The sequence below is a fragment of the Candidatus Coatesbacteria bacterium genome, from assembly GCA_014728225.1.
Classification (GTDB): domain Bacteria; phylum RBG-13-66-14; class RBG-13-66-14; order RBG-13-66-14; family RBG-13-66-14; genus WJLX01.
Window position 1 is genome coordinate 1 of record WJLX01000152.1, and the last position, 4,157, is coordinate 4,157.

At 70.2% G+C, this 4,157-nt stretch carries 5 protein-coding genes; 1 reads left to right on the top strand and 4 read right to left on the bottom strand.

All coding sequences use genetic code 11. The features are described from left to right. Nucleotides 1-127 precede the first annotated feature (127 nt). Entirely contained in the window at nucleotides 128-385 is a 258-nt protein-coding gene (locus GF399_10830) for a hypothetical protein (protein MBD3400808.1), read from the top strand. On the opposite strand, the gene GF399_10835 is transcribed toward GF399_10830, so the two are convergent. The 4 genes from GF399_10835 to GF399_10850 are packed head-to-tail and all read right to left on the bottom strand — an operon-like array spanning nucleotide 293 to nucleotide 4,084. Further along, nucleotides 293-850: a heptaprenyl diphosphate synthase gene (locus GF399_10835; GenBank protein ID MBD3400809.1), complete on the bottom strand. Its 558-nt coding sequence runs from the start codon at nucleotides 848-850 to the stop codon at nucleotides 293-295. The genes GF399_10830 and GF399_10835 overlap by 93 nt on opposite strands. Next, nucleotides 813-1,193, bottom strand: a complete 381-nt coding sequence (locus GF399_10840; protein MBD3400810.1) for a hypothetical protein — start codon at nucleotides 1,191-1,193, stop codon at nucleotides 813-815. Before GF399_10840 ends, GF399_10835 begins: the two co-directional genes overlap by 38 nt. Nucleotides 1,194-1,209: 16 nt before the next feature. Beyond that, on the bottom strand, nucleotides 1,210-3,558 hold the full coding sequence (locus GF399_10845) for a M20/M25/M40 family metallo-hydrolase (protein MBD3400811.1): 2,349 nt from the start codon (nucleotides 3,556-3,558) through the stop codon (nucleotides 1,210-1,212). Nucleotides 3,559-3,595: 37 nt separating this feature from the next. Further along, nucleotides 3,596-4,084: a hypothetical protein gene (locus GF399_10850; GenBank protein ID MBD3400812.1), complete on the bottom strand. Its 489-nt coding sequence runs from the start codon at nucleotides 4,082-4,084 to the stop codon at nucleotides 3,596-3,598. Nucleotides 4,085-4,157: the final 73 nt, after the last annotated feature.

A 4,157-nucleotide genomic window follows, 5' to 3' on the forward strand; every position in this document is an offset into this window, starting at 1 on the left:
GCCCCGACGACGAGGACCCCCTGGTCAGCCGCCGCCGCTACCTGGCCATCTGCATCGACATCGCCGCCATCGCCCTGGTCAGCCTGTTCCGCTTTGGGGCGCTCGGGGCGCTCATCGGGGGGTGCTAATGGACGGCAACGGCGAGAAGCGCTGGCTGCAGTGGATCGTGCGCATCATCCTGCCCGCCCTGGTGGCGGCGCAGTGGCTGACGCTGTCCGGGGAGCTGGAGGAGCTGCGGCGTGAGGTGCGAAGCTTGCGCGAGGAGGTGGCGCGGCGGGAGCTGGAGCAGGACCTAGCCCTGGTCAGGCTGGAAACGCTCTACGGCCTGGGGCGGGGGCAGCAGGGCGGCGGTGATCAGACCGACGACCACCCCGGCGGCCAGTGAGGGCAGAACGAAGACGGGCAGCAGGTTCCAGGCCGGGGCGACGGGGAAGAGCAGCAGGACGGCCGCGGCGAGCTGGGCGGCGGCGTGGACGGCGGCGCCGCTGAGCGACAGGCCCACCGGACTCAACCGGCGCGGATACAGCGGCCGCAGGACGCTCATCACCGCCCAACTGGCCAGGGAGCCGGCCAGGTTGAACAGGATGATCGGCGTGGCCAGCGTACCCAGGAACAGGGAGCCCAACAGGGTGCGCGTCAGGCTGAGCTTCAGCGCCGGGAGGGGGCCGTCGCGCAGCAGGACCAGCAGGATGACCACGTTGGAAAGGCCCAGACGGAACCACGGCGCCGGTCGCGGCAGCAGGCCCTCCAGCACGTAGAGCGCCAGGGCCAACCCCAGCAGGCCGACCTCGCGGTAACGCTCGAAGCGCCGACTAACGGGTGACGGCGTCGACGCCTGCGGGGCGTTCATCACCGCCTCCTTCCACGGTCACCACCACGCGGTTGGGCACGCAGACCAGGCTCTGCCCGGCCCGGTCGACGGCGCCCAGCCGCACGCAGAGCTTCTGCGGACAGTCGGATTCGCGGATGCGGACCGTCCCGTCTTCGATAACGATCACCGTGCGGCCCACGGGACCGTCGACGGTCAGGGTCCGGTCCTCGGTCAGAGGCAGGCGCTCCTGGCCGCCGTCGTGGCTGATCACGGCGTAGGCGCCCGAGTCCTCGCCGATGAACCACGGCGAGACCGCCCCGCCGGCCAAGACGGCCAGCAGGACGAAGTCCAGCACCTTGAGGCGGCGATGCTCGGCGGTCATCGGACGATCCCGGTAGTCAGCGGATGACGGTCAGCTTGCCGCTGCGGCTCTCCCCGCCGGCGCTGACGACGTAGAGGTAGACCCCGGAGGCCAACGCCCGACCGGCGTCGTTGACCGCGCCCCAGCGGTGGGTCCCCTCGAGACCGTCGGCCCTGTAGACCCGGGCGCCGGTCAGATCGTATACCGTCAACTCGGTTCCGGCGGGCAGGTTGCAGAAGGTGAGCCGCTGGTGTCCCACGGCGGGACGAAAAGGGGTGGGGTAGGCGTAGACGTTCTCCAGAACGGAGCCCGCGCCGACACGGGGGACCAGGTCCAGCACCGTCGCCGCGGCGGCCCGGGCCCCGGCCACGCACTGAACGAGGTCCAGCTTGTCGATGGTGTCCTCGGTGGTGTGGTAGTAGGGGTTCCACTCCGTCCCGGCGTTCTCGCCGATCTGGATCGCCGGCACTCCGGCGCGCCAGAAGCTGGCGTGGTCGGAGCGGTAGTAGCCGGGATCGTTGTACTCGACGAGCTCGGCCGGGGTGTAATCGATACCCCGGGCGTAGGCCTCGCTGAGCCAGAGGGAGTCGTCCCGGGTGACGGCGCGCAGGTCGAGGGCCTCGTCGTCCCTGTAACCGTACATGTCGAGGTTGAGCACACCGCCGACGGAGCCCTCCTGCACCAGCTCGGCGACGTAGTAGCTGGAGCCGATCAGGCCCTGCTCCTCGCCGGAGAACAGGGCCAACCGCACCGGGGTGCGGAAGCGTTCCCCGGCCAAGACCCGGGCGGCCTCCAGGCAGGCGACGACGCCGCTGCCGTTGTCATCGGCCCCGGGGGCGTTGTTGAAGGGGTCCTCGGAGATGCTGTCGTAGTGGGCGGTCAGCAGCAGGGCGGGCTCGTCGGTCCCGGCGGCGTCGACGTGCAGATCGCAGATCACGTTGCGCCACTCCAGGGCCTCCTCGGTCTCGACTTCGCCGCCGTCGAGGGTCGCGCCGCCGTCGGCGGAGTAGTAGGCGAAGGGGGGCTCACCGCCGCAGAGCCACAGCTCGTCGGCGTTGAGGATGTCGAGGGCCAGGAAGCGGTCGCTGTCGGCGCTTTGGATAGCGCTCCAGCTCGCCCCGCCGTCTTCGGTGAGGAAGAGGTGGCGGTTGTCGCCGACGGCCCAGCCCGTCAGGGCGTCGGCGAACTCGACCTCGTAGACGAACAGGCTGAAATCGAGCGCGCCCGCGCTCCAGGTCGCCCCGCCGTCGTCGGAGTAGACCACGCTGCCCCGGGCGCCGACGGCGCAGATGTCGCCGCCGGGCAGAACATCGACGTCGAGCAGGTCCTCGCCGGCGCCGGTGTCGACGACCGCCCAGCTCGCGCCGCCGTCGCTGGAGAGGGCGACGAGGCCGGCGTCCCCGGCGGCGGCGATGAAAGCACCCTCGGCGTCCAGGCCGTCCAAGACGATCTCCCGGTCGAGCTCGACGGCGCTCCAGCTCCAGCCGCCGTCCGTGGTGGTGGAGAGGAATCCGTTGCCACAGGCCCAGCCGCGCTGTTCATCGACGAAGGCCAGCCCCCGGGCCGTCCCCGACCAACCCGTCGTCCTTATCTCCCAGGTGTCTCCGCCGTCGAGGGTGATCAACACCTCGTCGTAGGCTCCGGCCCAGCCGTGGTCGTCGTCGAGGAAGAACACGGAGCGGATGTAGCGTCCGGCGGTCTGGGGGCACATCCGCCAGGTCGAACCGCCGTCCTCGGTCTCGACCACGGTCAGACCGCAGGCGAAGGCGTGGTCGCTCGACGGGACGCTGAGGTCCCAGAGGCAGACCGTCCCGGCGCCGCTGAGATCGTACTCGTGGAAGCCCGGCTGATAGCCGAATTCGGCCAGCGCCGTGCAGAGCAGCTCGGCGGCCTCGTCACACCCCGCGGTGTAGGAGAAGCGCGTCGGGATCTGCGTCAGCTCCTCCAGGGCGTCGCGATAGCTGTCCTCGGTGATGCGGGCCAGCAGCGCCGGTTCGACGACCCCGCCGCCGAAGGGCTGCGGGGATTCGCTCTGCGCCGGCCCGGGCGGTCGGGTTTCGATCGGGCTGGGGTGGAGGAGGGCGAGTTCGCCGCCGGGGTGGCCGTTCAGGGGTCCTTCGGCGACCAACAGCGTCTTGTCCCCGGCCCGCCAGAGGACCTCGCCCTCGACGGGCGGATCGCCGTAGCAGAGGTAGTACCAGCCGTCGCCGTCGAAGTCGGCCAGGCCGACGGCGCCGGGCGGAGCTTCACCGGCGCCCAGCCAGCCCTGAGCCAGGGGTACGCTGAAACGGGCCGTCGATGGGTAGTCGGCGGATAAGTAAACGGTCGGGGATGCCAGGCCCCCGACCGCGAAGACGATCATCAACAAGCTGACAGCGGCGCGCATCGCGCCTCCCTGATTGGGCCGGACCGGCGGCGTCACGCTAGCGGTAAACGTACTCCAGGATGCGGTTGTATTCGGCGTCGGCGGTTCCGACGACCAGGTACAGACCGGTGAGGAAATCGTCCCGGGCCAGCTCGGCGGCCGGGAACTCGGCCTGGATCTCGACCTCGTTGGACGAGTTGATCACGGCCTTGACCAGATAGTTCTCCAGGCCGATGGCCAACAGCTCGTCCTTGAGGGCGTCGAGATCGCCGTGGGACTGGCTGGGGATGGTGACCACGGAGCACTGGAAGCAGACGAAGTCCTGCTGGGTGTAGATAATCACCGGGATGGCGGCCATGTTCTCGCCGGTGGCGCTGAGGTACCAGGTGTCGGGCTCGTCATCGTAGGTGACGAACTCGTAACCCTCCTCGGTCAGCCAGGCGTCGATGTCCGCGGCGGATTGGGCCGCGGCGCCCCCGGCGCCGAGAAGCAGCGCCAGTGTCGCCAGGATTGCCGGGAATGCCTTGTCGGGGCCGCGCCGTTTCATCGTTACTCTCCCCGGGCTAGTCGCCCTCGGTTTCGCCGGGAGGCTGGGCGCCCTCGACGGCCGGACGGGCTCC